We start from the raw sequence: 25,955 nt of genomic DNA on the forward strand, positions 1-25,955 counted from the left end.
ACATCGAGTGAGGTAACAATGAAATGGCGAATCCTTCTAAGAACATTCAAGTCCTGTTGGTTATCTGTCTTGCGCACACTGGCTACCGCCGTGCGGGCATGGCGCTTTCCAAAGGCGAAAACCTTATACCGCTGGCCGAGCTGTCGGATGAGCAAGTTGCAGCGTTTGAAGCTGACCAGCGCCTTAAAGTATCCGTGCGTGATATGGCACCAGCGTCGGGGAGTGTGGACATTCCAGACGGTGATCAGACATTAGGCACCGATATCACAGGCAAGCTGACTGGCGTGAAAGAGCCTAGCGGTGAAGAGAAAGTCTTAAACCAACTGACAGTAGATGAACTGTTAGACCAGCTCACGGTAAAAGATCTTAAGGCGTTAGCAAAAGACTTGGAGATCATCGGCTTTAACTCGATGAATAAACCTGACTTAGTCAATGCTATTCGGGCGGTAAGAGTCACAGTGCCAGGTGCGAGTGAAACGGCTACCCCAAGCGCTGAAACGCCAAGCACTGAAACATCGTGCACCGTCACCAACGAAGCAGGTGAATAGCCATGGCCGACTTAGCCATCACAAGAGCCATGTACGCCACCCCTGACAACATGCTCAGTCGCTTTGGTGCACAGGACTTAATGCTGCTCACCGAGCGTGAAGACAGTGTGCCAGGGGAAATAAATACCGTCGTGCTTGAGCAAGCGCTGAGTGATGCGTCGGCCGAGATTGATGGCTATATCGTGGGCCGTTACACCTTGCCGTTAACCACTGTTCCCGCCGTATTGGAGCGTAACTGCTGCGATATCGCCCGTTACTTCTTGTATGGCGATAAAGCCCCTGAACAAGTCGAGAAACGCTATACCGCTGTGGTGAAGTTTTTAACCGCTGTGAGCAAAGGCGATATCAGTTTGGGGCTAGCTGATACGGGTGAAGTCGCTAGCCAAAGTGAGCTAGTAGTCAGTATCGAAAGTGCAGGCAGCGTGTTTGGCCGTGCATCGTCTAAGGGGTTTATCTGATGTTTGAAATTAAAGATAACTACCTTGCTGCAGGTGATGCGCTGACTCAAATACTTGAGCCATTAGTGACGAGCCAGAAGCTGAAAAAGGTCTATCAAGCCAATGAGCTAAGCGAAGTGGATGAGCGCAGCCAAATCACCCCCGCCGCCCATGTGCTGTATATGGGCGATACGCTGGCGGATACCGCACAAGGCGGCAACACCAGCCAAATTAAGCAGACTTGGCTTGTGGTATTGGCTTGCCGTTTATCTATCCACGAAGGCCAAGCAGGTGAGCTATTAGTCAGCCTGTTAAACGCGATTGTGGGTAAGTCCATTGCGGTGGATGGTCAGATGCTTGGCCCCTTTGTGCGCGTTAACAGTCCCGTTAAACCCCGTTTCACTAAAAGCCACGGTTATTACCCCGTGGCGTTAAGTGTGATTTTGAGATTCAAACCTTAACAACCTAAGAGGAACTCACCATGAGTGGATTATTAGTCGCAGGCAACTTCTTTGTTGACCGTCTAAATGCCCAAGGGCAATCAACGGGGATCATTGGTCCCATCAACACCACTAAGCTCGCCATTAAAACCGACGCCGATGAAAAGGTACGTCCAAGTAAAAAGAAAGACAGCTACGGCCAAGCCTTAAGCGTGGTGAAAATTGCAAAACCTGTTGAGGTGGAATGGTCCTTCGACGATCAACCTGCCGAACTGATTGCTATGGCACTGCTGGGTGATACCCAAGTGCTGAACACGGGCAGCGGCACCTTAACCGATGAAGCTGTGACCTTACCAACCAATCAACGTTGGATACAGCTACCTGAAAGTAACTTTGCCGCCCTCGGTTTTGTGGTGAAGAAAGACGCTACCACCTTAGTGCTGGGCACTGACTATGAGGTGAACTATGCCCTAGGGCTAGTGCGTGCCGTAAAAGGCGGCGCAATTGAAGCGGGCGGCGCGGTGACGGTGACAGGCCAACATAACGCCATTTCCGGCACGCTAGTTCGTGGTGGCATTAGTGCTCAAACCCGAGCGCGGCTCTTCGGTGAAGGTAAAAACCTCGAAACAGGCAAGCCGATTAAGCTCGAAATTTTCGACGCCAGCTTATCGCCTACGGCTGCGCTCGATTTTGCCGCCAGCGAGTTTGTGAGCGCCACCCTTGCAGGTAAAGCCCAGTTAGTCGCGGGTAAGGATCATCCGTTCGAGTACCTAGAGCTGGATGCGTAAGCGGTTTTGCTTAACCCAAAGGCATGGCCGTACTCAATTGCCATGCCCTTTAATCCCCATTTAACCGCCGTTTAAACACCGATTATTTAGATACTAATGAGAGCATTAACGAGATAGCCATGGCTGATAAAACCTTAGAACTCGCCCTGCGGATCGTGGCAGAAGCCACGGGCAAGCAACACATAGCGGCTTTAGTCGATGAGCTTAAGCGCATCGGCACTGAGTCGGATGCGGCGAATCCTAAGACGCAGGCGCTCGCTGATGAACTTGATGGCGTGAGTGATGCCAGCCAAGCGGGTGCTAACCAAGTTGATGAACTCAAAAATAGCCTTGATCCGTTAAGCGACCAGTTAGACCAAGTGGCCCAAAGCGGCCGTAATACCAGCAACCAAACAGAGCAGTTTACTAATGATCTCAAGCCTTTAGCAACTGGGCTTGATGACGTAGGCGATAGCAGCCAATCGACCAGCCAAAAAGCCAATACCTTAGCCAATAAGCTCGATGAACTGGCTAACCAGCAAGACCTGATCAACACCTTTAAGCGGTCACGTAATGAGCTTGAACAACAAGAGCTTGCTGTCACTGCCGCCGCCTTAGCACTGCAGGACTTAAAGCAACGTGCCAGCCAAACGGATGCGCCTTTTGTGCAGCTGGCACGCTCTATTGATGTGGCTGAAAAAGAGCTGGAGCAAATGCAGCGCGAGTTAGCGCAGCAATCATCCAGCCACACTAAGCTGCAAAATGCCCTGTCAAAATCGGGCATTGATTACAACAACCTGACCACAGCGCAGCGCAAGCTAAGTGCCGAATTTGACGGCACTGGCCGCAATGTCGATAAGTTTGCGAATCAGTTAGATAAGGGCAATGCCAGCGCCCGTGATCAAGCCAGTTCCCTGCGTGGCGTGATCGGCCAAGTGACCGCTTTAGCGGGTGCCTATTTGGGCTTTGACCGCGTGGCCCAAGCGTTGAAGGATATTTTTGCCACGGGCGATCAATTTGAACGTCTTGGCGTGCAAATGAATGCCGTGATGGGCGGTTTTGAATCTGGCAAACAAGCCACCGCTTGGGTAAAGCAATTCGCCATCGATGTGCCACTGCAACTGAACGAAGTCAACCAAGCGTTTGTGAAGGCCAAAGCCTTTGGCCTTGATCCTATGAACGGCACCATGAAGGCGATTGTGGATCAAGCCTTTAAACTCGGTGGCGGTTTTCAAGAAGTCGAAGGGATCACCTTGGCACTCGGCCAAGCCTGGGCAAAACAAAAGCTACAGGGCGAAGAGATCCTGCAGTTGATTGAGCGCGGCGTGCCCGTATGGGACATGCTAGCTAAGGTCACGGGAAAGAACACCTTAGAGCTGCAAAAGCTCAGTGAGCAAGGCAAGCTTGGCCGCGATGTGATTCAAGGCTTGATTGATGAAATGGGCCGAGCCGCTAATGGCAGCGCAGCAGCGCAGATGGCGTTGCTCAGTGGCCAAGTATCAAACCTCAAAGACAACCTTTCATCCTTCTATGATCTCGTGGCTCAGTCCGGTGCACTTGATTGGCTTAAGGGCCAGATCAGTGAGTTGAATCTTGAGTTTGCCGCCATGGCCGCCGATGGCCGTTTAAAGGAATGGGCGCAGCAAGTCAGCGACACGATCGTGAGCATAGGCTCAGCGGTGCAAGATGGCGCGGCTATGCTTTACCACTTCCGTGATGAAATTGGTTTTGTGGCTAAGGCATTTCTCGCGTTAAAAGTCGGTAGCTATTTTAGTGATGTGATTACTGGAGCCAATGCCGCTATCGGCGTGATGCGTCTTTACACTGGCGCGATTATGGGTACCACTGCGGCGAGTGAGGGCGCGGCCTTAGCTGCTGGTAAACTTAAAACCGCCTTGGCAGCAGCGGCTAAAGCGGGTTTGTACTTAGCGCTGATTAGCGAGTTGATCGAGGTCGCTCGGGTATACCAAGAGTTATTGATTGCTGAAGAAGCACTGGAAAAATCTAAACGCGCTGCCGCGTCTAGCGCCAAACAATTGGAGTACTCACTTAAGGATCTCAGTGAGCAAACGGGCGTAGCCTTTACCACTATGGCCGAGTTCAACAAGGCGGTAGACGAAGGCAAACTGATTTATGACGACGCCACTGGTAAGTGGAAAAACGCCGCTAAAGCCATGGAAGAAGTCAAACAGGCCGCCGTTGACGTCGTTGAGCCGATTAAATTAACGGTTGAAGAAGCGCTGCGCCTGACCTTTACCTTAAGCGAACAAACTAAATCGCTCGATGGCGTTAAGGGTGGTATGGGCGGTTTTATTCGCCAAATTGATGCCGCCTTAGTGCCGTTAAAGGCGGCGGGGGAGCAATACGAAGGCCACGTTAAGTTACTCACAATACTGCGCGCCAAGTTTGAAGAGCAGCAAACTTATCTTGATGCTACTGCTAAGGGCACCGAGGCATTGGAGCAAGCCTATAAGGACTTAGGGCTGACCAGTAGCCATGCCTTAGAGCAGGTGAATACGAAAGCCGAAGCGGCCTTTAATCTGATTAAGAATAACCGTGAACCGATTGAGCAACAAAAGGATGCGTTTTTAGCCTGGGCTAAAGCGGCATTAACGGCCGCCGAAGCGACGGGCGCTGCGGTACCCGAAACCTTGAAAGCGCAAGCTGCTACCCTTGGGCTAACCAAGGAACTGAGCGAGCTGACTGCAAAGCAATACGGCTATACAGACAGCGTGAAGGAACTTTCACCCGAGCAAGCCAAGCTAAGCCGCGCAGTGGCAGAAACTGAAGCCCGTTTGAAGCAATGCCGTGATGTGATGAACAGCTCGACGGTATCGAGTAAAGCCAAAGCAAAAGCCCAACAAGATCTGATTAGTTTACAGGGCAAGTTAAGTGACCAAACTAAGCAGCTCAGTGAGGTTCAGGCACTCGAAGCTGCTAATTATGAACAGATAAAAAGCAAGTATGCCGCTGTATCTGATGAGATGTTGAGGCTCGAACAAGCCTATAAAGACGGCGGCATCACGGCGGAAGAATACCTGCGACAAAAAGAGCGCTTAGTTGAAGTGCTCAGAATATTGCAACGCTTAATGGGCGGTTTGGAAGATGGTGAGCAAGAGACTGACGAACAGGTAAAAAAGACCACTAAAACCTTAATTGAGCAACGCGAAGAACTTGAACAATTAGAGGAAACCACTGGCCGCGCCACTGAGTATGTCAACCTATTTGCGGGTGCCTATGCCCACTTAAATAAACAGTTCAACTTTAACGAAGATAGCACCGAAAAACTCAACGCCCGCGTCGATGAGCTGACTAAAAGCATCATGAACAATATGCGGGTGAATACGGGCTTTTGGGGTGTGCTGGCGCAGCTCAGTAACCAAGCTTTTATCCGCGAAAAGCAGATCATCAATGAAACCTTACTGACCCGCAAATGGACTGAAGAACTCGAAAGCTCAAGCATTAGCCTCGATCGCGTTAATCAAATTAGCCGTGAGGCAAAGTGGAATATACGCGAGCTAGGTGACGAAGATCTTAAGCCACTGCAAGTGGCCATTGATGCTACCCGCGATCGTATTCTCGGCCTGCGTGACGATATCAACGCGACCTTGGGCAGTCTCAAAGATGAGATGGATCAGCTCAACAATAACCAAGCCGCTATCGAGAAGCGCCGCTATGAACAGCAACAAGCTGAGCTTAAGGTGCAGCTCGATGCAGCCCGCACGGCTCAGGATAAAGAGTCCATTGCCAGTGCCCAAGAAGCACTGCAACTGAGTCAGCAAATCTACGCCACCAAACTAAAACAAATCGAAGCAGAGGCGGTAGAACGTAACGCGCAGGCGATCGAGCGTGCATCAAGCAGTGCAAGCACCGCGACGAATTCCACTCGCAGTACTACAAGCCAAACCACTTCGCCATCGGTGAGTAATCAGAACACAGGCGGCAGTGTACAAATTTATCGGTTAGAGCTGGCAATGCCATCGGGCAATGTGGTGAAAGCCGATTTGCTTGATGAGTTTAAGCAGCTGTTTTTGCGCGAACTAGAACAGATTAAGGCCACCTCATGATCACCTTAGACACGCTTCAATTACCGCATTTTATTTGGCTTAACCGCTTTGGGTATACGCCCTTTGTGAGTAGCACTGAGTTTGCGCTCGATGGCTCGCAGCATGTTGAAGTCGCGGCTAAACAGGCAGGGCGTTCCATTATGCTCTTTAGTGATGGCGAATCTTTAAGTCTGTTTGAAGCCCTTGAAAGCCACGCCAATACAAAAGGGGCTGCTAGTTTCAATCTGGATATTAACGGCACTGTTTTTAGCGTGATTTGGGATTACCGCGATCAACCGATTAGCGGTGCACCAGACATTAACTACAGCGATAGCGCCCCCGATGCTGTCGATGCCATCACCCTCAAGTTAATCACTGTTTAAAGGCTGTTTAATATGGCAACTTCTCCGACTCCGATTTCTCGCGACAGCTTAAAAATCTTCAAGCCTGAACTATTAGGTTCAAGCAATGAGGCTGGCGGCCAGCGCACGAACAACGTAGTGCAATCAGGGCAGATTAATGAACTGTTTGATGCTATCTCTGATATTGATCATGCTCAATCGAGTATCGATATCGTTAAGTGCTTCCCCACGCTTTATACAAATGACACTAACAAACTTAAGCAAGCCCATGTGTTTGTGAGTGAGCCACCAGTCGATCCGTTGGTGAATGTGTTTATGATTGAATCGCCTGCGCTGGATGATGAGTCTCGCATGACGGATATGAAGGAGATCATTGAGTCGTCTGTCACTGCAGGGGAATTAATCCGCGAAGGTGGCCCAGGGTTCCTTGTTAATCAAAATTCGTTTTCCTCAGATTACTTGCAATCGACTTATCGCTTTAATGATCGCGATTACTGGAAAACGACCTATTTGGTTGTGGGCCAAGTGATTTGTATTACTGTGGAATATACTGGGGTGGAAAATGCCGATTGGCCGCGCAAAACTCACTTTTGCAAAGTAACCAAGACCAATAATGTTAATGGTCAAGTCGGTACCGTCACTTTCGATCCACCCATTCCTTTTGCCACTCCATGGCCATCATTAATTGTTAATGGACAAAGTAAGTGTACTAAGCTGCGCTTATCTAATACCGCATCACCCCTTAAGTTTCATGGCGTAACCAAATTAACGGCTGTGGCCAATGGCGTTAATTTAGCCGTGGGGGCGACGCAGTTGTCATTACTGCCATCCATTACCACTGTGTTACCCAAGCCAGGCAATACCATTGTCGGCGGCAGTGAAAACGGGGATGCCACTGTAAGCCAAGTGATCCGCAAAGTGATCACCCAACCTTCAAGTGCAGGCACCTATAGCTATACTTTTACCACCACGGATTTATTAACCGATGAAAACGGATTAGTTGCCGTTTCAACGTTACCCACGGCCACGTTCGGCGGTTATACCAGCTACATTCAATCCGTGACAATTGGCTCAGGTAATATCACGGTAACGCTCACCTCAAGTACAAGATTTAATGATGCGTCAACCGTGAGCCTATTTTATGTTTCATCCTATAAATACAGCATCTATTCAAGCGCCAACCCGTTCCCCACCAACAAGCAACTGACAGTGGGAAGTATTAAAGGCCGAGCTGTTTTTGCTGATACAAACTATGCTGCCCAAGATGTGTATGAGAGAGTGAGTGCCGAGGGCACTACAGGCAAGCTATATGATGGTACAGAACACCTCGCAACGATTAACTACTTAACAGGTGCGGTGACTAAGCAAGTCGTTAGCCGTGGCGAGTTTACGTTTACCTTTGCCGGATTAGTCGAATCGAGCGCGGCGGCTGCTGCAGGTGATACGGTCGCTAAGTTCACCTTGTCCGTGCCAAATCCCTTATTAGAAAGCTTTTATGTGCAGGTTGAACGTATCTCTGACCGAGCGCTGATTAGTGCCTCTGCCAATGCTCAAGGGGGGGTTGCTGGCACTGGCATTAACGGCAGCATTAGCAGTGGCATTGTGGAACTGACCTTTGGTGCCCCAGTGGATTTAACCACGTTGCGCTATGACATTAGCGATCAAGTGCGCCAACTACCACCCGCTGAGATTTATGGCCTTAACCCGCTGCGTATCCCTTATGATGGCATTGTGAATATGTTCCGCCAGTGGGGCACTGTGGCGCTGTCACACTCACAAGTGCAGCAAGTCACCGCCACGGCTGGTACCGTGTATAACATTCGTCAAAACGCAGCATTTAGCGATATTACAGATGCGAATGGCGCCAGCCTATGGACCAGCGAAAACACCCATTTCACCATGAATAAAGCGGCAGGCACTGTCACCATTAATAGCGCCTTTACTGGTTTTGTGCCGCCCTTTGTGCTGACCGATGTCATTAGCGAGCTTGCGTTAGTTTCAAGCTTTACCCCAAGCAGCATAGTGCTGGCAAAACCTTTATCACGCGAATACCCGATTGGGGCAACTGTGGCCAGTGTGCAGATTTTAGGTGATTTGCAGGCGCGTGTTGGCCAAGTACGGGATATGACCGCCTGGTCAAATAACTGGGATGTTGATGGCACTCAAGCCACGGGTAATTTTAACGCCGTTGACTATCCGGTAGAGGTTAAAAATAACACTGCAGTAAACGAAGATTGGGTGATGATCATGACCAGTGAAACCGCATTTCGCTGCGTCGGTCGCCGCCTCGGACAAATTGCGACTGGTGATACCCTCAATGATTTTGCCCCTATCAACCCCGTGACAAATACCCCTTATTTTGTGCTCAGAAAAGGCGCATGGGGTGGCGGCTGGCAAACGGGTGAGGCGGTGCGCTTTGCCACTTTTGCGTCATCAAAACCCATCATGTTGCTGCGCAATGTGCAGGTTGGCCACAGCCAAATTACCATAGATAAAGCCGTATTGTCATTGTTTGGCAATGAGTCGTAAGCGAAATTTAAAGGAGTCATTATTATGGGTTTTACACCAACAGTATATCGCTGGGATGATGCGGGTGCGCCTTCGATTGGAACTCGAAAGCCTTCTGAAATTATCAATATTTTGAAGAAATGCCTTGTTGATGGATATGGCTCTAAGCCTGGAGCTGGGTGGACTGCACCATTTCAGGATGCTGCCGCTAACAGTATTGTATTTAGAAATTCGACCGAACATGGTTCAGGCGGTTTTGTTAAAATATGGGCTAAGACCTCCGGTGATGTTAGTAATGATGTATTGTTTACACAAAATGCACCATTCATTAGCTCGTTAAATCCTGATTGGTCAACGGTAGCAGGTGCCAGCTATCGTGATTATTTTGTGACTTGTTCAAACATTCATACTCGATGGGTGGTATATGCAACCCCAAAATCTTTTTACATTTTAATTTACGGTAGCACAGCGCAAACAGGGGGAAATGTTGCTGGTACAACAAGCACTATGCCGTTGTTGTTTGTCGGTGATTTTCAAAGTTTCGTACCAGGTGATGTTCATACATTTATTACAATATCATCACCAGTTCAAGCCGATGTGTCATTGACGGGTAACGGAGGCGGTAGCCTGTTATATGCGTACAATGCTAACAATGATTGTTTAAAATTATATGAGACAGCTAGCTTGGTAAGTCCTAAAAGGGGCGTATTGCTACAAACCAATTTGCCCCTTTCGACAGGTTATGGAACATCACCAGTAACAGCCACGCCTCCGCCAAGTTTCAATATGACATTCATGCCTTTGGTCATAGGATTGCAGTCTAGTCAGATTTCAGACTCCGGTAACTCATCGTCATACGTTGATAGTCAAGGCGTTAATCACTTACGGAGCATGCTACAACCTGTTATAAGGGGCATGTTGCCGGGATTGCATTTATCAACCTTTCTTGGTTGTGCAATTGAACCCAATATTTATAAGTGGATAGCAGACGGTATTGAGTGGCACCTAATGCCTCAATACCACTTTGGTGGATCAAGAGTATGGCTTTCAACGGGAGAATGGTATGCCTAGTGTTACATTGCCATCCCCAACGATTTCTAAAGGTGTATACCTTCTTGGGCAACTCTCGATAACCAATCAAGATAAGTTTGCTGAACGATACGCCGTGATTGATAGAGCGACTTTTTACACCTTAAGGCTTGGCGACTTCCCGCCTAGTGGTGTAGTCAAGTTACTGTTACCACCAACTCAAGCTACAGACGGCGTGATTGTGGTCATTATGGATGATGACAAAAACTTTAATGCTGAAATAGTTGATGGTGTTACCAGTGAATTAGTTGATGCTAACCGTGTGAATCTATAGCTATGACTGCTATCACGATTAATTTTAGCGGCCAATGGCTAAACGCCCATTCACCGCTCACCATTAATTTTGGTGATGAACCCACGCCAGAGATACCAGAGGTACCCATTAGCGCGGGTACCATTGGTATTATGTGCGGCATAGGTATTTCGATTGCGCCGAGCGTTGCACAGCAGCTAACCATTAAAGAAGCCACCCAAAGCCATGCCACACAATTAACGTCACAATGGCAAGTTGGCCATGTGACGCAAATCGTGACGGCCAAGTGGCAAGCTAAAACATTACTGGGTATTACCGCCTCAGTGGTTTGGCGCTGGAATAACCTAGTGCCATGTAAAGCTGATTTGCTTTGGTTGGTGCCGCAGTTACATAGTGTGCAAGCTTCTAGCCTATGGCTATTGCCTGACTTAGTGCCATCACGGGTTGAAATGCTATGGCGGCAGCCAGAGGCTACCACGCAGATTATCGCACTGGGTTTTAGGCAAAGTGAGTTAGTCGCGACTGAGGTTAAGCTTGCCCACTCGAATATTCGTGCTGCAGGCGATATGAAAGGAATAGCATGGGGGCCACATGCGGCGCGGTGGGTGTGTTCGAGCAAATACCGACCACCCAAAGGCAAGATCACCATTAACTTTAGTGACCCTTGGGGAAATGCCGCAAGCCCGATTGTGCTCAACTTTACCCCTTCACCCAATGTTTGTTACTGGGACGATGGCGGCGGCCTGATAGGCACAAATCCATCTTTACCCACCATTGATTTTAAGATCCCCATCGAACCGCAAATCAGAAGGAGTTACCTCATGCAGCCTCAAATCAGTTGTGTTCGTGTGAGTGACGGCGTTGCTGTGGTGCTCAAATCAGTATCTATTTCTCAGTCCCGTTCGCAATGGGCCAGTAGCGGAAGCTTAGCGTTTTCATCCCGTATTGATGCCGAGCGTGCCGCTAATGAATTACTGAAAATAAGCATTAATGGCTATGACTTTTACCTGCTTTGTGAGTCTCCCAGCGAATCTAAAGCCTTTGGCAAAACCAGTTATAGCGCGACAGGTCGAGGCCGTTTAGCAACTCTCGCCAGCCCGAACCGAAAGGCCATCAACTATGTGAACGTAGTAGCCCGCAGCTTTATTGGTTTGATGGCCGATATTGTGGCCAATACTGGGTGGACTGTCGCCAGTAAAATTAGTGATTACCCTGTACCCGCAAACGCCTTTAGTTATGCCGCTAAAACTCCCGCTGAAGCCATTAACATGATGGCAAATAGCATTGGGGCCATGCTCGATGTGAATGATGAAACTCAGACTATAACGGTGATCCCTCAGTGGCCAGTCGTGCCTTGGAATACCGCAAGCGCAATTCCCGATGTGATTTTGCATGACGGAGTGATCCTCGAATTTAACGAGCGTATTGATATTCGTCCCGATGCTAATGCGGTGTTTGTGCGTGGTGAGCAACAAGGCGTGGCGGCGAAAGTGAAACGTTTCGGGACCGCTGGTGACAACTTTGCTGCTGATATAGTGGATAAGTTAATCACTGATAATCAAGCCGCAAGAATGCGCGCAACGGCCGAATTAGCCAACGCAGGTAATAAGGTGCAAAACAGCATTCGCGCTAAGGTCATGGCGGATTTACCACCCATGCGCCTAGGCATGTTAATTGGGGTTCGTAAAGGTGCCGAGGTGTTTAAGTCAGTGTGTGAAAGCTTCAGCATTAGTGGCAGCGTTAATGAGTCAACGGGGATGGTTACAGTGAATCAAACCGTGACGCTATTGCGTAATGAGGTGGCAGCATGAGCAACATCTATCAACGCTTAGCGAACTTAAACCCCAAGCCCCAGCGCAGTGTTGCCACTGTGATTAACGTGACAAATGGCACTACAACAGTACAGCACGCCGATGGCAGTTATCAGACTGTTTTGGGTGACTCAGTTGCAAGCGGGAAAGTGTATATCGTCGATGGTCAGATCCAAGGCCAAGCCGCCGACCTGACGTATGTTGAATTAGAGATTTGATAAAAGAGAGCGGTCTAGCAATGCTACCAACACTGCTAGACCGTCAACACACAGGATAACTCCCTGTGAGCCAACCAAGGCTCCCTCACCGCGTCGACACGGCGAACCGAGCCTAGCATAAAAAATCCTAAAAAAGGAGGCTCACATGCCAAAACCGATTATCCCTTGGATGGGTGGTAAGCGTAGATTAGTTAAGCAGATTTTACCGATATTCCCTGAGCATCATACCTATGTCGAACCCTTCTGCGGCGGTGCAGCAATGTTCTTCAGCAAGGACGAGGCAAGGGTGGAAGTGGTCAACGATATGAATGGCGACTTGGTGAATCTTTATCGAGTCATTAAACATCATTTAGAGGAGTTTATAAGGCACTTTAAATGGGCTTTAATTAGCCGTGAAGAGTTTTTATGGCAGAAGAATACTAACCCTGAAACACTAACCGATATTCAGCGAGCGAGTCGCTTCTACTATCTTCAAAAGCTGGCGTTTGGCGGGAAAGTATCAGGTCAGAATTTTGGGTGTTCAGCGTCTCGACCCGCTGGTTTGAACTTGTTAAGGATTGAGGAAGATCTCAGCGTTGCTCACCTACGCTTGGCAAGAACCTATATCGAGCGGTTGGACTGGGCTGAGTGCGTAAGGCGATACGATAAGCCAGAAACCTTGTTCTATTTAGACCCGCCTTACTGGAGTACGGCAGGCTATGGTGTAGAGTTTGGACTAGAGCAATATGCCTTGATGGCCGAGCTTGCGAAGACGATCAAAGGCAAGATGGTGATCAGTGTGAATGACATACCAGAGATGCGCGAGGCATTCGCTGGACTACAAATGAAGACTCTGGGAATACGTTACACGGTAGGAGGCTCAAAACGCTCTGGAGAGCAGCAAGAACTGCTCATTTGGAACTGGTAGAGCAACGTATTAACTAAGTAGAAAAGACTCAATAGCCCTCGATTTAGGGGGCTTATTGAGAAGTTTATCAAATTGAGTGAACCCATATTTATCAAACTAAGTGAACCAACGAGTAATTGATTAATCACTAATTTTCAATTTAGGTGAATTCGTTTATCAAATCTCGTGGCGCGCTACACAAGTAGCAACATTTATCAAATGTAATTAAATTACTAAATGCCGAGAGACGGTTGTTAAGACACATGACAGCCTCCAATCCCGCGTGGTTTCTAGGTTATTTCGACTTATCAACAAAATCTGTGGATAACCCTGTGAGTTGTCCTGAAAAATGGCCGCCAAAGCCTTGGGGTATGGGCGGCGGACTTAAAATGCACTATTTTGGGGTTCAAAAATAAATTTAAGCATTATCAAATGCATACTAAAAGCAAGTGGTTTTTATTGAGGGTAAAAACAAGGTTGCAATTTTGTAATCGAACGAAATTGATTTCTTGTGTATTAAATTGGCATTTTTGCTTAGTTTGCGGGTGTTTTGTGAGCAAAAAACGCTGAAAACGCCTTAGTTTAAAAGTTTCATGTTTCTTCCTTTAAATTGTCATCTTGCGGTTTTAGATCGTATTGATATGACGACAGGAAGGATAACTGTGGAGCTTAGTCGGTGACTTGATTAGAATGGGGCGACTCACTAAAAGGATATGTGCGCGTGTCAGAATCTGTTTTTCAGCTTGAATCGCAATTCGCCCCCGCAGGCGACCAACCTACAGCGATTGCCAAATTAGTCGATGGACTCGAAGCGGGTCTGGCCTGCCAAACCTTACTCGGGGTGACGGGCTCAGGTAAAACCTTCACGATTGCCAATGTGATCCAAAAGTTAGGCCGACCCACGATTATCATGGCGCCTAATAAAACCTTGGCGGCGCAGCTTTATGGCGAGATGAAAGAGTTCTTTCCCCATAATGCGGTCGAGTATTTCGTTTCTTACTACGATTACTATCAGCCAGAAGCCTATGTACCTGCGTCAAATACCTTTATCGAAAAGGACGCTTCGGTTAATGCTCACATTGAGCAGATGCGCTTATCCGCCACTAAGGCGCTGTTAGAACGTAAAGATGTGGTGCTGATTGCTTCGGTGTCGGCTATTTATGGCTTGGGCGATCCCGATTCCTATTTAAAAATGTTGCTGCATTTACGCCAAGGCGATGTGATGGGGCAGCGTGACATCTTAATTCGTCTCAGTGAATTGCAGTACAAGCGCAATGATATTGAGCTACAACGTGGTACTTATCGTGTGCGCGGTGAAGTGATTGATATTTTCCCTGCCGATTCTGAGCGTAATGCCATTCGAGTCGAGTTGTTCGACGATGAGATTGAACGCTTAAGTGAGTTTGACCCGTTAACGGGCCATATTATTAAACGTATCGCCCGTACGACGGTTTACCCTAAAACACACTATGTCACGCCGCGGGAAAAAATTATCGCTGCCACTGAGTTTATTAAAGAAGAACTGCGTGAGCGTAAACAATATCTACTCGATAACAACAAGTTAATTGAAGCCCAGCGTATCCATGAGCGGGTGCAATACGATGTGGAAATGATGGTGGAGTTGGGTTACTGCTCTGGCATCGAAAACTACTCGCGCTATTTGTCTGGCCGCGCACCGGGGGAAGGGCCACCAACCTTGCTCGACTATTTGCCTGCCGACGGCTTATTAATTATCGATGAATCCCATGTGACTGTGCCGCAAATCGGCGCTATGTACAAAGGTGACCGTTCCCGTAAAACCACACTTGTGGAATACGGTTTCCGCTTACCGTCCGCCTTGGATAACCGGCCGCTCAAGTTTGAAGAGTTTGAGCAATTGATGCCGCAAACTATCTATGTGTCGGCAACACCGAGTGCCTACGAGCTGGAAAAGAGCGAAGGCGAGATTGCTGAGCAGGTTGTGCGGCCAACGGGATTGCTCGATCCTGAATTAGAAGTGCGCCCTGTTGGGACCCAAGTGGACGATTTATTGTCTGAAATCGCCAAGCGAGTGGCCGTCAATGAGCGGGTGTTAGTGACGACGTTGACTAAGCGTATGTCGGAGGATTTGACTGAATACCTCGACGAACATGGCGTAAAAGTGCGTTATCTGCATTCGGACATAGACACAGTCGAACGGGTCGAGATCATCCGCGATCTGCGTTTAGGTAAGTTTGATGTGCTGGTTGGGATCAACTTATTGCGCGAAGGCTTAGATATGCCTGAAGTGTCATTGGTGTGTATTTTAGATGCCGATAAAGAGGGCTTCTTGCGCTCTGAACGCTCGCTCATCCAAACGATTGGCCGCGCGGCGCGTAACGTCAATGGTAAAGTGATCCTCTATGCCGATCGCATCACCAATTCGATGGAGAAAGCGATAGGTGAAACTGACCGACGTCGTGAACGTCAGCGGGCGCACAACTTAAAACACGGTATCACGCCTAAGGGCGTCGTTAAACGGATCACCGATGTGATGGATGTGGATGATGGCCGCGACAGTAAAGCTGTGTATGGCAAAGTGGCTGAGCCTAAGTCCCATTACCATAAAGCCGATGCGGCAGAGTTGAGCCATCAAATCGATCAGCTTGAGAAGAAGATGCATGAACATGCGCGCAACTTAGAGTTTGAACAAGCGGCGGCAATGCGTGATGAAGTCAAGCACCTGCGGGACCTGTTGATCAAAGCCTAGATTTATTCTTGCGCTCAGCATTAAAAAAGCCGTCCAGCAATCATGCAGCGACGGCTTTTTAATATCTTGACTTGGATTAAGCAGGGACTTTTGATTGGCTCATTTTTAGCTTGATAAACACCGCTAAAGTGCAAATCAGCCCGCAGATTAAGCCGACCAAATGCGCCTCGGTTGCCACGCGCGCACCTATCATGGCGGTGACATCACTGCTGGCACCATAAAGCTGTTCGTAACCGACCTTGATGATAACGCCAACGAGCAGCAGATAGCCTGAGCGCAGCTTACGGACAATATCCTGCACTGCGCCGTAGGCGAACAAACCATGCAACATACCGCTTAAGCCGACATAACCGAGCAATTGCGGATAGCCTAAATACAAGCCTATACCTTCAAGTAAACATAACACGAAAAATAGTGCACTTAAGCCTTTGAGATGATAATGAAAATGGTGCAAAAATAGCACCACCCACAGCCCTGCAAGGTTCATCAATAGATGCCATTGATTCGTGTGCAGTAAATTTCCACTGATTAATCGCCACCATTCACCCTCACTAATTGCACTGCGGCGATAGGCGAGTAAGTTATCGACATCGGGGCTTGCTAAGCCTGCGGCATACAAACCCGCACAGATCAGACTCACCATCAGCGCGACCCAATAGGGACTGCGTGTCATGCTTTTGGCTCGCTGGCGTCAAGCTCAGCCATAACCGCCGCTTTATTCTGTAGATAATCATCTAATCCACGTTTGCGAAGATGACAGGCAGGGCAATCACCACAGCCATCGCCAATCACACCGTTATAACAGGTGAGAGTATGGTGGCGAACCAGATCGAGTTGCTGATATTTATCCGCCAGTGCCCAGGTTTGTGCCTTATTGAGCCACATTAAAGGCGTGATGATTTTTAGTTGTTTATCCATGCCTTGAACTAAGGCGGATTCCATCGCTTTGACAAAATCGTTACGACAATCAGGGTAGCCTGAAAAATCGGTTTCACACACGCCTGTGATAATCGCTTGCGCCCCTAATTGATAGGCATAAATACCTGCAAGCGTTAAAAATAAAATATTACGGCCGGGCACGAAGGTATTGGGTAAGCCATTTTCCATCAACTCGTGTGAAACGGGTATCGCATCACGGGTGAGGGCTGAAATAGCTAACTCATTGAGTAAGGTGACATCCATGACTTTATGACTGGTGATCTTCAAGCGTTTTGCTAAGGATTTGGCAACTTCAATTTCTTCGCGGTGGCGTTGACCGTAGTCAAAAGTGATCCCATGTACTTCATCGTACTGGGTTAGGGCTTGAATAAGGCAAGTTGTTGAGTCTTGTCCGCCACTGAATACCACCACTGCTTTGGACGCTAAGGGTTTTGACACTAAGCTCGTTGACATAAAAGATTTCACTTAACCGTAGAACAGGTATAAATAGGCCGTTAGTGTAACTCAGGCCATAGTCCTTGCAAACTCTGGCGATCTAGATCAAATAGGCTTTCTCGGCGCAAAAACTTGCAGCTCAAGCTAAAATCCACTATAAATGCCGCCCCAGAAAAGTGGAACGCCAGCATGAACTACCCAGTCAACGAAGTATTTGAAACCATTCAAGGTGAAGGTGTCTTTACCGGAGTACCCGCCATATTTGTCCGCCTACAAGGTTGTCCCGTGGGATGTGCTTGGTGCGATACGAAACAGACATGGGATGTGCTTGAAGCCAATAAGGTCTCGCCAGAGCAAGTGATTACCGTGGACGGCACCATTGGTCGCTGGGCTGATCATACGGCGCAAAGTCTTATCGCTGCTTTTCATGCTAAAGCTTTCACTGCGCGCCATATAGTTATCACCGGCGGTGAGCCTTGTATGTACGATTTACGCGAATTAACCGAGACCTTGCACAGCCAAGGCTTTGCGACTCAAATCGAAACCAGTGGCACCTTCGAAATCAACTGTGCCGATGACACTTGGGTGACAGTATCACCCAAGGTGAACATGAAAGGGGGGTATCAGGTATTAGCACAGGCGCTGAATCGCGCCAATGAGATTAAGCATCCTATCGCCACTGAAAATCACATCGATGAACTTGACGAGTTACTGCAAGACATCGATATTTCAGCTAAAACGATTTGCCTGCAGCCGATTAGTCAAAAGCCTAGAGCGACAGAACTGGCGATGAAAGTGTGTATCGCCCGTAATTGGCGCTTATCGATCCAGACCCATAAGTATTTGAATATTGATTAATGCTAATTTGCAAAGCATAAAAAACGCCTCACAGTTGTGGGGCGTTTTTTATGGTGGATGTTTTGTGGATTCTAAACCTAACGACTTAATACAGTCGCTTAATCAAGCTCACTTAACTGGCCGAAATGATTAAATGCTGCAAGTTGGCGCTGATAGGGCGCAATATCGCCGATGTTAGCTGTAATCCAATCTGTATCGTAATAAGTATCAAGGTAACGCTCACCCGAGTCACAAATGAGGGTCACTATTGAGCCTTGCTCTCCGCGCGATTGCATTTGTACTGCAAGTTGCAATGCACCGTACAGGTTGGTTCCTGTGGATGCGCCGGTTTTGCGGCCAATTAATTGTTCTAACCAATGAATCGTCGCCACCGATGCGGCGTCGGGAATTTGCTGCATAGTATCGACAACTCCAGGAATAAACGATGGCTCGACTCTCGGTCGACCTATGCCTTCAATCTTACTGCCATTGCAACAGGTTAAGCTGGCATCGCCGCTCTGATAGAAATCAAAAAAAACGGAGTTTTGCGGGTCGACCACGCAAAGTTGTGTTGCCAACCTCTGATAGCGAATGTAGCGGCCTATGGTCGCCGATGTGCCGCCAGTGCCTGGGCTCATCACTATCCACCGCGGGATAGTGTGTGGCTCGCGCTCCATCTGATTGAAAATCGAGTTAGCGATATTGTTATTACCGCGCCAGTCGGTTGCACGCTCGGCGTAGGTGAATTGATCCATATAATGGCCGCCTAGCTCTGCGGCAAGGCGCGCCGATTCGGCGTAAATCTCACTGGAATGATCGACAAAATGACATTGACCGCCATAGAAAGTGATCTGCTCAATCTTCTTTTTAGCTGTGCTTTTGGGCATTACGGCAATAAAAGGTAAACCGAGTAAGCGGGCAAAGTAGGCTTCAGAAATCGCCGTACTGCCCGATGAGGATTCTATAATTGGCGTGCCTTGCTTAATCCAGCCGTTACACAGGGCATAGAGGAAGAGTGAGCGGGCGAGGCGATGCTTCAAACTCCCTGTCGGGTGGGTACTTTCATCTTTAAGATAAATATCTATGCCATCGAGCATAGGTAATTCAAGCTTAATCAAGTGGGTATCGGCGCTGCGCTGAAAATCCGCTTCAATCTTGCCTATCGCATGGGCTTCCCATGTTGGGCAGAGTCTGTGAGCGCTGTGAGAATCCACTGGTGGTTGAATCGTGTTAGAAATCATAGTAGTCACATCGAAAGGGATCATTTTCAGAGCATATCACAGGGACGGGCAAAGCGGTTTTATTGGATGAGCTTGAAGTCATTCGCTTAAAGTAGAGCACGACGTAATTGAAATCAAAAACCAATGTCGCTCACCGAGAGGTTTACTTAATATAGAAATGCCAAGAATTTAATTAGATTAAGCTGGAACAGTCAGATTAAGTTGGAACAGACTAAGCGGAAGTGGAACAAGAAGAATATGCGAGGGTGAAAGAAATGGTGGAGGGAGAAGGATTCGAACCTTCGAAGGCTGAGCCGTCAGATTTACAGTCTGATCCCTTTGGCCACTCGGGAACCCCTCCACAAACTTTCTTTTTAGCTTTACAACTGACTTTTAAAATTGCCTTTCAAAACATCATCAATAACAGACTTGTTTATCAAGACAAAACTAAACATTGGCCATGTTTAGTCTTTGAAAATGATTATCTGCGTTAGAGATAAAGATGGTGGAGGGAGAAGGATTCGAACCTTCGAAGGCTGAGCCGTCAGATTTACAGTCTGATCCCTTTGGCCACTCGGGAACCCCTCCACGAATACCTTTAACGCTTTTGTAAAACTCTACATCATTTTCGAACAACACAATAAAACTTGCAGTGCAAATGGTGGAGGGAGAAGGATTCGAACCTTCGAAGGCTGAGCCGTCAGATTTACAGTCTGATCCCTTTGGCCACTCGGGAACCCCTCCTCAATTGCGGCCGCCATAGTAGTCAGAAACCTTTTCCATGTAAATACCCAATTTAAAAATATTCCTAAAGTTATGTATCAAATGGTCGATTAACTAACAACGAATTGTTTTGACGATGTTTTTTTATGCAAATTGATGTTCCTTTAGTCAACGAAGCCCAAATTGGCACCCGCTTAAACGCGGCGATAGAAAACGACAGACGGGGCGAATTCGCCCTGTTGCTGTCGTTACTGTCGGTTGACGCTCGGGACATGGCGCAATTCCAATGGCAAAATGAACTTGATATGGCGCAAAAATTACAACGTCAGTTCGAATTGCCACCGCAGCAAAGTTTAATGGCGGATTTATCGTCTGCTGAACCAGTGGTTGATAACAGCAGTATTTTTATGGCTCAAGGTCCACGTGCGTTTCAATTACAACAAGCATTGCGACCGGAAGCCTTAGTCATCCGTGGCGGCGAGTCAGTCGCAATGGCAGAAGCGTTAAGTAACTGTGACCATGTGACTCAGCTGAGGCAAAGGGGCCAACTAACCGCGCCCAAAGTCGAGATCATGCACTTTGCTGATCAATTGGCAATCCAACGTAATCTTGTGTCTTTGCTCGCTTCAGCCTAAGGCCGTCTTCCCGCAAGTGGTCTTCAATACCCATCAAGTCAATCTGATCCATTTCGATAAATAAGCGTGAGCTAAAGCCAGTTATCTTGAAGCTTAATTACCTATAATTCGTATTAACCTATCGAGTTAAAATTTACCGCGTTAAAAATTTAACGAGCATATTTTAGTGATGCCGTTAATCAGTCGCTCTATACATTAAGGAATACAGATGAAAGGCATAATAGAAGCACAGAGCCCGACAGTGAATGACACTTGCACCGATTGCGGCAGCTTTGTCGATATCGGCGCCGTTATTGATGAACACGATACGTTATTGACGTTAAATTTTGTTGGCGATAGCGCTCAAGCGGATGCCGAAAGCATGGCAACACGCGCTCAAACTCGATTTGCTGAAGTGCAAACTGAATTTGTGACTAAGACTGAAGGCGTCGACTTACTGCTGACCTTCAATGTCAGCGCGGAAAAAATGATTTTTCAATTGGAAAACGGCCTGTAATTTTTAAAGCAGCACTTTAGTTTTTAGTCGGTTATGGATATCCGGAAATCGCGCTAATTGCCTAAAAATGCTGCTATTGTTAACCAAATTGTAATAAATTGTGCCACATGTTGCTGTGCTTACAACAGTTAGTGTAATCTGCCTCCAAATAAGAATAATTCAATCAGCTTAATTCTAAATTTCAAGGTAAGTTTGCTAACAGCAAAGACCTTTAGCCCAACACGAAGTTTTGTAGGGAACCAGCGTGAAGCGACGTCAGCATCAGCATTTATTGGAGTCTTTGGTACAGTCAACTGCAAAACAGCAGGGCGATTTCACAAAGACGGCAGAGTTAACCACAGAGTTGTTGTGCCAGAATTTAGCGGTTTCTTTGGTATCAGTGTGGACTTTTTCATCTGATCAACAAACCCAATCACTCGTCGCACAATTTGGTTCTATGATGTTGCAAGACATTCATAGACCTAAGTTATTACAAGATTGCCCCCGGTATGTACACGAGCTCAAAACTCTGCGCCATATCGATGCAGGCAATGCCCTCACCGATCCACGTTTAAGTGAATTGGCTGAGTGCTATTTTATCCCGAGGCAAATCAACTCGAGTCTTGACATCGCTATTCGTATCAATGGCCGTCTCGAAGGTGTGCTCTGCATCGAACGGGCACAATTGACTCCCCACTGGCATGACAGTGAAATTCACCTCGCGTGCCAGATGGCTGACCAATTAGCCCTGACCTTAGCGACAAAACACAGCTACGATAAAGAAGAAAGCTTGAGTTTATTTCGCTGTGCCACTGAACAATCGCGACAAATCAGTATGTTAATTAATCTGCATACTGAAAAAGTCGAGTATGTGAATCAGGCGCACAGTGAAATCACCGGCATGCCTCGTGAGCAGATTATCGGCGCGAATATCCGTGAGTTGGCTTTTTTCAAGCAGCATGCCCAATTAGCCGAGCAAACTCTAGCGCAAATCTTTAGGGGCGAAATTGCCAAAGGCGAAGTGCAGTTTAGTCGTGCCGATGGCAGTCGTTATTGGCTGACATACGTGCTGAGTCAGTTCATTACCGATCGCGGCAATCATTATGCCTTGGTCTCGTGTGAAGAAAATACCGACGAGCATAACTATAAGTCAGAGCTTGAACGGCTTGCTTGGCGTTGTGGATTAACGGGACTACATAACCGTACTCATTTTAATCGAGTCCTTGAACGTACCACGAAGGGACTGTTGTTATTAGTTGATTTAGTGGGATTTAAGCGTTTTAACGATACCTATGGTCATGAAAATGGCGATAGTTTGTTGATAGAAATTGCCCGCCGTTTGAAACATTTTTCTGAGATTAATAAGGCCACCGAAATTGCCCGCGTCGGCAGCGATGAATTTGCCGTGCTATTGACCGATGATAATGCGGTTTACGATCTCGATTATTTTAGTACGCGCCTGTATCAACATCTTGCTATGCCTATTTTAATCGGCCGTGAGCAAGTCGAACCAAAGCCTGCTTTAGCTGTGGTTGATATTGCCTCTGTGGCGAGTTTGTTTGCCCCATTAACCTGTGCCGATATTGCAGTGCAGTATGCTAAAAAGAAAAAAGGCACTGCAATCCAAGTATTTAACAGCACGTTATTGAGTGCATTTAAAGAGGATGCGCAGATAGAACGTGATTTACACAGTGCGATCCGTGGTCGTCAGTTTGAGCTTTATTATCAGCCTCTGAGGGATCTTGAGCAGAATACCTATATTGGCGCCGAAGCCTTAATCCGTTGGCACCACCCTAAAAGAGGCGTGTTATTTCCAGCTTCCTTTATTGATATTGCTGAGCAGTCGGGGATGATTAATTCTATCGGCAGCTGGGTTTTAGAGGCCGCATGTCGACAGTTAAACCTATGGCAGCATCATAATGCCGATATGACAATGCATGTGAATGTGTCGGCCCGCCAGTTCTTCAGTGGTAATTTATTCGAGCAAGTGTGGCAGTTGTTGACACGTTATCGCTTGAAACCTAAGACGTTAATCTTAGAGATCACAGAGACTGAATTGATGGGTGATATTCGCCACGCGACCTTGTTATGCCAAGAATTAGCGGAATTAGGCGTAGGGCTCGCGATTGACGATTTTGGGACGGGTTACTGCTCTATGCGTTATTTGAAGCAGTTTCCGATCAGTAAACTTAAGATTGATCGTTCGTTTATTTCAGATCTTACCGTCAGCCGCGAAAGTCGCGAAATTGTGTCAGCCATTATCGCCATGGCGAATGCATTAAATATATCTCTGACGGCAGAAGGGGTTGAAACCCTTGAGCAAGAAGCATTTTTAGCGAAAAGTTTTTGTCATCAGGCACAGGGTTATCTCTATAGTCCTGCATTACGGGAGCCTGAGTTTGCACAATTTATCTTGTCGGCTAAAAGCGCTTCGGTCATAACTCACTAAAGTTACACATAACCCACTAAGTCACAATTATTTCAAATGTGCTGCTCACGATAAAATAAAGGCAACCTAGGTTTGTAATCTAGGTTGCCTTTATTATTCATCTCTGTGCTTGTTCAATTAGCACTATAAACCTTCATCGTAATTTTCCAGTGCAGTTCAGCACTGTATACCTATCGAGATTTTAAGCAGCATTGTTTGAATTTTTTGCCACTATGGCAAATACAGAGATCATTTCTACTGGGTAATTTAGCCGTCATTTGCTGGCCTTGGCTGTAATACCAGCGACTTGCTTGGTAGATGAATTCTGATCGCTCATAGATAGCATCAATTTCACCATCGAGCTTATACCAAGCTTTAAAAGTAATAGTGCCATGTCGTTGTTCAACTATCGCCGCTTGAGCATTGTGGCTTGGTGTTTCAGTACTGCTCTGTACATCTAATCCTAACCAATGTGGATGAGGATCAGCATTGAGGCTCGTGAGAGTAAGGCCATTTAGATAGTCTGGATGATGTGTTTTTAAAATGTAATCAAAATTTTTCAATACAAATGCGCAGTAGCGTGAGCGCATAAGCTGTTCAGGTGTACGGGCAATCACTTGCCCAGAGTCTACATGCGTATGCAGTGGACCACAGCAATCTTGATAGCTTATCCCACTGCCACAGGGGCAGGCTTGCTTAGTTGTAGTCATGTTTTCTAAGTCTTTAATTTAATTGTATTTGTTTAAATTTGTTCGATTTCTATCTAAATACATTAGATGTGAGATAGTCCATTTAAACGTAATAGGCATTAACATTAGGGTAATTTTTTACCCGCAGGTAAAGGCGGAAATTGGCGACCATAATACAAGTTAGGCACTGGTTTCGCATTCAGATAATAGCTAGGTTCTGCGCGGTTATTGGTATCTAAGCTCACTTTCCATTGGGTGGATGAGACTTTTTCTGTACCAATAGCAAATTTGCCAGCAAATTCACTCACAGGTTCGCCAGTTTCTTGTGCTGGGTAAAATCGAACCAAATAATAGCCTGTATCTATGGCACCATTACCGATAATTTTGCGTTTAGTAATGCGAAAATCCACGTCGATAGAGGCTTTTTTGGCGCGGATTTTATCGAAAAACTTCTTGTAAATGGCGACAATATTGTCTCGTCCATAGTAAATTTCTTTACTTTGACTTTCAGATAAGTAGCTAGCGTCATCAGCGTAAATCTCACGAGTCACGTCAGGGGACAATTGATTAAAAGCGCTAATAAACAAAGGGTAATTAGCATTGATCAATTGATCATCAGTGGATTTTGTATGAGTTTTAGCTGGATTGGCTAAGCTTGGCAGTGACAATAAGCACATCAGGACTAGCGGCAAAAATTTCATTACTTTATTCTAATCTGGCAATCATGGCGTCACTATAATGGAGGCGCCCGCTGAACTAAAGCCTTGAATGTTTACAAAGTGTGTTTCTGTACAAGAGTGTGAAGTAAAGGAGCTTGCCATGCTGGATGATGAATCAGCACTGTTTTTTGAGGAAATGGCTGGAGTCGTACCACTAAAAGGCGATATGCCAGTGGTAAATTTAGCACCGAAAGCGTTGACGGCTGAGCAAATACACAGACGCGATGCTTTAGAACGGGAAGCCTTCCTAGCGTGTATGCCACTGGATTTAAAAGCGTTTCCACAGCAAGCGCCAGATGACATTGTGAGCTTTAAGCGTGAGGGAGTACAAAGCGGTGTTTTTAAACGACTCCGAATGGGGCAATACAGCATCAAGATGGAGCTTGATGTGCATGCTTATCGGTTAAACCAAGCTCGTGATGCCGTCCTTAACTATTTACTGGCAGCGCAGGCACATGGTGAACGCTGTGTCATGTTGATCCACGGTAAAGGCTATCAGAGTCAACCCTTTGCGGGATTGCTCAAATCCGCTGTGTGCTATTGGTTATCACAACTCGATATGGTGCTTGCCTATCATTCGGCGAAAACCGAGCAGGGCGGTGCTGGGGCACTTTATGTGATGTTAACTAAGTCTGAACAGCTCAAGCTTGAAAACCGTGAAGCCAATCGCAAAGGCATGGGATGGCGTTAGATTAAACAGATAAGGATTGAATAAAAATGCCCAATTTTATTGGGCATTTTGTTTTATGTTATTGGGTGATA

At 47.1% G+C, this 25,955-nt stretch carries 24 protein-coding genes and 3 tRNA genes; 19 read left to right on the plus strand and 8 right to left on the minus strand.

Annotated features, from left to right (window positions below; all coding sequences use genetic code 11):
- The first annotated feature begins 23 nt into the window (after positions 1-23).
- The 14 genes from L5L97_RS13210 to uvrB all read left to right on the plus strand — a co-directional run bounded on the left by L5L97_RS13210 (position 24) and on the right by uvrB (position 16,093).
- Positions 24-548 (plus strand): HI1506-related protein, encoded by a 525-nt coding sequence (locus L5L97_RS13210; RefSeq protein ID WP_263182312.1) that lies wholly within the window; start codon positions 24-26, stop codon positions 546-548.
- Between the two features lie 2 nt (positions 549-550).
- A complete protein-coding gene (locus tag L5L97_RS13215; protein WP_263182313.1) occupies positions 551-1,006 on the plus strand; it encodes a gp436 family protein in 456 nt (151 codons plus the stop codon).
- Positions 1,006-1,446, plus strand: coding sequence for a hypothetical protein (locus L5L97_RS13220; RefSeq protein WP_173497609.1), 441 nt, complete (start codon positions 1,006-1,008; stop codon positions 1,444-1,446). The genes L5L97_RS13215 and L5L97_RS13220 overlap by 1 nt, the downstream gene beginning before the upstream one ends.
- Before the next feature lie 20 nt (positions 1,447-1,466).
- Positions 1,467-2,213: a hypothetical protein gene (locus L5L97_RS13225; RefSeq protein ID WP_263182314.1), complete on the plus strand. Its 747-nt coding sequence runs from the start codon at positions 1,467-1,469 to the stop codon at positions 2,211-2,213.
- Between the two features lie 119 nt (positions 2,214-2,332).
- Positions 2,333-6,259 (plus strand): tape measure protein, encoded by a 3,927-nt coding sequence (locus tag L5L97_RS13230; RefSeq protein WP_263182315.1) that lies wholly within the window; start codon positions 2,333-2,335, stop codon positions 6,257-6,259.
- Positions 6,256-6,621 (plus strand): hypothetical protein, encoded by a 366-nt coding sequence (locus L5L97_RS13235; RefSeq protein ID WP_131525971.1) that lies wholly within the window; start codon positions 6,256-6,258, stop codon positions 6,619-6,621. The genes L5L97_RS13230 and L5L97_RS13235 overlap by 4 nt, the downstream gene beginning before the upstream one ends.
- Before the next feature lie 12 nt (positions 6,622-6,633).
- Positions 6,634-9,129 (plus strand): hypothetical protein, encoded by a 2,496-nt coding sequence (locus L5L97_RS13240; protein ID WP_263182316.1) that lies wholly within the window; start codon positions 6,634-6,636, stop codon positions 9,127-9,129.
- A gap of 24 nt (positions 9,130-9,153) precedes the next feature.
- On the plus strand, positions 9,154-10,179 hold the full coding sequence (locus tag L5L97_RS13245; protein WP_263182317.1) for a hypothetical protein: 1,026 nt from the start codon (positions 9,154-9,156) through the stop codon (positions 10,177-10,179).
- The gene (locus tag L5L97_RS13250; protein WP_263182318.1) at positions 10,172-10,471 is read left to right on the plus strand and encodes a hypothetical protein; all 300 of its coding nucleotides are present in this window, start codon (positions 10,172-10,174) and stop codon (positions 10,469-10,471) included. The genes L5L97_RS13245 and L5L97_RS13250 overlap by 8 nt, the downstream gene beginning before the upstream one ends.
- Before the next feature lie 2 nt (positions 10,472-10,473).
- A complete protein-coding gene (locus L5L97_RS13255) occupies positions 10,474-12,261 on the plus strand; it encodes a hypothetical protein (RefSeq protein WP_263182319.1) in 1,788 nt (595 codons plus the stop codon).
- Positions 12,258-12,479, plus strand: coding sequence for a hypothetical protein (locus L5L97_RS13260; RefSeq protein ID WP_076500504.1), 222 nt, complete (start codon positions 12,258-12,260; stop codon positions 12,477-12,479). The genes L5L97_RS13255 and L5L97_RS13260 overlap by 4 nt, the downstream gene beginning before the upstream one ends.
- 145 nt (positions 12,480-12,624) lie before the next feature.
- Complete coding sequence (locus L5L97_RS13265) at positions 12,625-13,386, plus strand: DNA adenine methylase (RefSeq protein WP_168825217.1); 762 nt, start codon at positions 12,625-12,627, stop codon at positions 13,384-13,386.
- A gap of 242 nt (positions 13,387-13,628) precedes the next feature.
- On the plus strand, positions 13,629-13,781 hold the full coding sequence (locus tag L5L97_RS13270; RefSeq protein ID WP_158497640.1) for a hypothetical protein: 153 nt from the start codon (positions 13,629-13,631) through the stop codon (positions 13,779-13,781).
- A 305-nt stretch (positions 13,782-14,086) separates the two neighbouring features.
- Positions 14,087-16,093: an excinuclease ABC subunit UvrB gene (gene uvrB / locus L5L97_RS13275; protein WP_028760013.1), complete on the plus strand. Its 2,007-nt coding sequence runs from the start codon at positions 14,087-14,089 to the stop codon at positions 16,091-16,093.
- Between the two features lie 76 nt (positions 16,094-16,169).
- Here uvrB and rrtA read toward each other — a convergent pair whose 3' ends face one another.
- Positions 16,170-16,766 carry a rhombosortase gene (gene rrtA, locus L5L97_RS13280; protein WP_263182320.1) on the minus strand — a complete coding sequence of 199 codons (597 nt, stop codon included), beginning with the start codon at positions 16,764-16,766 and terminating at the stop codon, positions 16,170-16,172.
- Complete coding sequence (queC, locus tag L5L97_RS13285) at positions 16,763-17,485, minus strand: 7-cyano-7-deazaguanine synthase QueC (RefSeq protein WP_263182322.1); 723 nt, start codon at positions 17,483-17,485, stop codon at positions 16,763-16,765. Before queC ends, rrtA begins: the two co-directional genes overlap by 4 nt.
- 171 nt (positions 17,486-17,656) lie before the next feature.
- Between queC and queE the strand changes: the two genes are divergently transcribed.
- A complete protein-coding gene (gene queE, locus L5L97_RS13290) occupies positions 17,657-18,325 on the plus strand; it encodes a 7-carboxy-7-deazaguanine synthase QueE (protein ID WP_263182323.1) in 669 nt (222 codons plus the stop codon).
- Between the two features lie 98 nt (positions 18,326-18,423).
- Here queE and L5L97_RS13295 read toward each other — a convergent pair whose 3' ends face one another.
- The 4 genes from L5L97_RS13295 to L5L97_RS13310 all read right to left on the minus strand — a co-directional run bounded on the left by L5L97_RS13295 (position 18,424) and on the right by L5L97_RS13310 (position 20,268).
- Positions 18,424-19,569 (minus strand): PLP-dependent cysteine synthase family protein, encoded by a 1,146-nt coding sequence (locus tag L5L97_RS13295; protein WP_263182324.1) that lies wholly within the window; start codon positions 19,567-19,569, stop codon positions 18,424-18,426.
- Positions 19,570-19,800: 231 nt separating this feature from the next.
- A tRNA-Tyr gene (locus L5L97_RS13300) sits at positions 19,801-19,885 on the minus strand.
- Between the two features lie 142 nt (positions 19,886-20,027).
- Positions 20,028-20,112, minus strand: a tRNA-Tyr gene (locus tag L5L97_RS13305).
- Between the two features lie 71 nt (positions 20,113-20,183).
- A tRNA-Tyr gene (locus L5L97_RS13310) sits at positions 20,184-20,268 on the minus strand.
- Between the two features lie 125 nt (positions 20,269-20,393).
- Here L5L97_RS13310 and L5L97_RS13315 point away from each other — a divergent pair.
- From L5L97_RS13315 to L5L97_RS13325, 3 genes are all read left to right on the plus strand, one after another.
- Positions 20,394-20,882: a VC2046/SO_2500 family protein gene (locus L5L97_RS13315; RefSeq protein WP_263141936.1), complete on the plus strand. Its 489-nt coding sequence runs from the start codon at positions 20,394-20,396 to the stop codon at positions 20,880-20,882.
- A 208-nt stretch (positions 20,883-21,090) separates the two neighbouring features.
- The gene (locus tag L5L97_RS13320) at positions 21,091-21,378 is read left to right on the plus strand and encodes a DUF406 family protein (protein WP_113939682.1); all 288 of its coding nucleotides are present in this window, start codon (positions 21,091-21,093) and stop codon (positions 21,376-21,378) included.
- Positions 21,379-21,622: 244 nt separating this feature from the next.
- On the plus strand, positions 21,623-23,806 hold the full coding sequence (locus tag L5L97_RS13325) for a putative bifunctional diguanylate cyclase/phosphodiesterase (protein ID WP_263182325.1): 2,184 nt from the start codon (positions 21,623-21,625) through the stop codon (positions 23,804-23,806).
- Positions 23,807-23,976: 170 nt separating this feature from the next.
- Here L5L97_RS13325 and L5L97_RS13330 read toward each other — a convergent pair whose 3' ends face one another.
- Together L5L97_RS13330 and L5L97_RS13335 are read right to left on the minus strand one after the other, a co-directional pair.
- A complete protein-coding gene (locus L5L97_RS13330; protein ID WP_263182326.1) occupies positions 23,977-24,495 on the minus strand; it encodes a YchJ family protein in 519 nt (172 codons plus the stop codon).
- 104 nt (positions 24,496-24,599) lie between these two features.
- Complete coding sequence (locus tag L5L97_RS13335; protein ID WP_263182328.1) at positions 24,600-25,175, minus strand: nuclear transport factor 2 family protein; 576 nt, start codon at positions 25,173-25,175, stop codon at positions 24,600-24,602.
- A gap of 118 nt (positions 25,176-25,293) precedes the next feature.
- On the opposite strand from L5L97_RS13335, the gene smrA reads away from it, so the two are divergent.
- Positions 25,294-25,884 (plus strand): DNA endonuclease SmrA, encoded by a 591-nt coding sequence (smrA, locus tag L5L97_RS13340; RefSeq protein ID WP_168825232.1) that lies wholly within the window; start codon positions 25,294-25,296, stop codon positions 25,882-25,884.
- Positions 25,885-25,955 lie beyond the last annotated feature (71 nt).

The organism is Shewanella sp. SM71, assembly GCF_025653905.1.
GTDB classification, from domain to species: Bacteria; Pseudomonadota; Gammaproteobacteria; order Enterobacterales; family Shewanellaceae; genus Shewanella; species Shewanella oncorhynchi.

Coding starts and splice junctions, on each gene's coding strand:
- L5L97_RS13250 (WP_263182318.1), top strand. CDS start 10,172: ATGCCTAGTGTTACATTGCCATCCCCAACGATTTCTAAAGGTGTATAC.
- L5L97_RS13245 (WP_263182317.1), top strand. CDS start 9,154: ATGGGTTTTACACCAACAGTATATCGCTGGGATGATGCGGGTGCGCCT.
- L5L97_RS13240 (WP_263182316.1), top strand. CDS start 6,634: ATGGCAACTTCTCCGACTCCGATTTCTCGCGACAGCTTAAAAATCTTC.
- L5L97_RS13320 (WP_113939682.1), top strand. CDS start 21,091: ATGAAAGGCATAATAGAAGCACAGAGCCCGACAGTGAATGACACTTGC.
- smrA (WP_168825232.1), top strand. CDS start 25,294: ATGCTGGATGATGAATCAGCACTGTTTTTTGAGGAAATGGCTGGAGTC.
- L5L97_RS13335 (WP_263182328.1), bottom strand. CDS start 25,175: ATGAAATTTTTGCCGCTAGTCCTGATGTGCTTATTGTCACTGCCAAGC.
- queC (WP_263182322.1), bottom strand. CDS start 17,485: ATGTCAACGAGCTTAGTGTCAAAACCCTTAGCGTCCAAAGCAGTGGTG.
- L5L97_RS13210 (WP_263182312.1), top strand. CDS start 24: ATGGCGAATCCTTCTAAGAACATTCAAGTCCTGTTGGTTATCTGTCTT.
- L5L97_RS13220 (WP_173497609.1), top strand. CDS start 1,006: ATGTTTGAAATTAAAGATAACTACCTTGCTGCAGGTGATGCGCTGACT.
- L5L97_RS13315 (WP_263141936.1), top strand. CDS start 20,394: ATGCAAATTGATGTTCCTTTAGTCAACGAAGCCCAAATTGGCACCCGC.
- L5L97_RS13265 (WP_168825217.1), top strand. CDS start 12,625: ATGCCAAAACCGATTATCCCTTGGATGGGTGGTAAGCGTAGATTAGTT.
- L5L97_RS13295 (WP_263182324.1), bottom strand. CDS start 19,569: ATGATCCCTTTCGATGTGACTACTATGATTTCTAACACGATTCAACCA.
- L5L97_RS13260 (WP_076500504.1), top strand. CDS start 12,258: ATGAGCAACATCTATCAACGCTTAGCGAACTTAAACCCCAAGCCCCAG.
- L5L97_RS13215 (WP_263182313.1), top strand. CDS start 551: ATGGCCGACTTAGCCATCACAAGAGCCATGTACGCCACCCCTGACAAC.
- L5L97_RS13270 (WP_158497640.1), top strand. CDS start 13,629: ATGACAGCCTCCAATCCCGCGTGGTTTCTAGGTTATTTCGACTTATCA.
- L5L97_RS13235 (WP_131525971.1), top strand. CDS start 6,256: ATGATCACCTTAGACACGCTTCAATTACCGCATTTTATTTGGCTTAAC.
- rrtA (WP_263182320.1), bottom strand. CDS start 16,766: ATGACACGCAGTCCCTATTGGGTCGCGCTGATGGTGAGTCTGATCTGT.
- L5L97_RS13255 (WP_263182319.1), top strand. CDS start 10,474: ATGACTGCTATCACGATTAATTTTAGCGGCCAATGGCTAAACGCCCAT.
- queE (WP_263182323.1), top strand. CDS start 17,657: ATGAACTACCCAGTCAACGAAGTATTTGAAACCATTCAAGGTGAAGGT.
- L5L97_RS13225 (WP_263182314.1), top strand. CDS start 1,467: ATGAGTGGATTATTAGTCGCAGGCAACTTCTTTGTTGACCGTCTAAAT.
- L5L97_RS13230 (WP_263182315.1), top strand. CDS start 2,333: ATGGCTGATAAAACCTTAGAACTCGCCCTGCGGATCGTGGCAGAAGCC.
- L5L97_RS13330 (WP_263182326.1), bottom strand. CDS start 24,495: ATGACTACAACTAAGCAAGCCTGCCCCTGTGGCAGTGGGATAAGCTAT.